Genomic DNA, 921 nt, shown 5'->3' with positions numbered 1-921 from the left:
GTGCACCTCGACACCGGCCGGGGGCGCGATGTCGGCGGCGGTGACCAGACCCGGGCCCTGTTTGCGCAGGTACATCACGACCGGCTCGTCGTGCTCCGAGGAGACGACCAGCTGCTTGATGTTGAGGATCAGGTCGGTGACGTCCTCCTTGACGCCCGGCACGGTGGTGAACTCGTGCAGGACACCGTCGACGCGGATGCTGGTGACAGCAGCGCCGGGGATCGACGACAGGAGGGTACGGCGCAGGGAGTTGCCGAGGGTGTAGCCGAAGCCCGGCTCCAGCGGCTCGATCACGAACCGGGAGCGGAACTCGTCGACGACCTCTTCGGTCAACGAAGGACGCTGAGCGATCAGCACGAGGTATGGCCTCCAGGATCAGGCAAGCGAATGCTCGGGGTGTGTCAGGCGAGAGAGCCGGCTGAGCGCGGTGGTCCGGTCAGCGGCAGACGATCAGGCGGCGCCGCACGTCGGGTGTCATTCGCAGGTGCTGCCCGCCATCACGGACAACCACCAGGACGGCATAAAGGTGGGAGCCCTCTCGCGAGAGGGCTCCCACCACCTTCCCGTGTGTCCACTGAACGGAGAAACACGGTCATGAGTCACTCTTCCACTTCCGGAACCGCCTCACACCGAGGCAGGACGACGCCTGATGATGCTTTCACTCAACTGGACGCAATTTCACCGTTGGGGCTCAATCTGACGCTCGGTGTTTGCGGCCCGGTGGGCCGCTCCGCGTCGGCGCGGGCGGCCGGTTTCCGTTCGGGGAAACGGTCACGGTGACCACTCGCCGAACGTTTACACAAAGCCCCCATTTCAGACTGAAGGCTCTTGAAGTGCGGATTCGAGGTTCAGAAACAGGCACTCAGCTTGTTCCTTATCGTCGGCCATTACGCAGAGCGACGAGTGTCTCGGGTCGTTTGA

General features: G+C 63.8%; 1 protein-coding gene. It reads right to left on the bottom strand.

The annotated features are described in order from the left end of the window. Positions 1–357: DNA-directed RNA polymerase subunit alpha (locus tag IE277_RS46730; RefSeq protein WP_506005358.1), on the bottom strand; the 357-nt coding region annotated here is incomplete at its 3' end. Positions 358–921 lie beyond the last annotated feature (564 nt).

It is taken from the genome of Streptomyces alanosinicus (assembly GCF_014650595.1).
GTDB lineage: Bacteria > Actinomycetota > Actinomycetes > Streptomycetales > Streptomycetaceae > Streptomyces > Streptomyces alanosinicus.
This window is presented reverse-complemented; position numbering and strand designations above follow the sequence as displayed.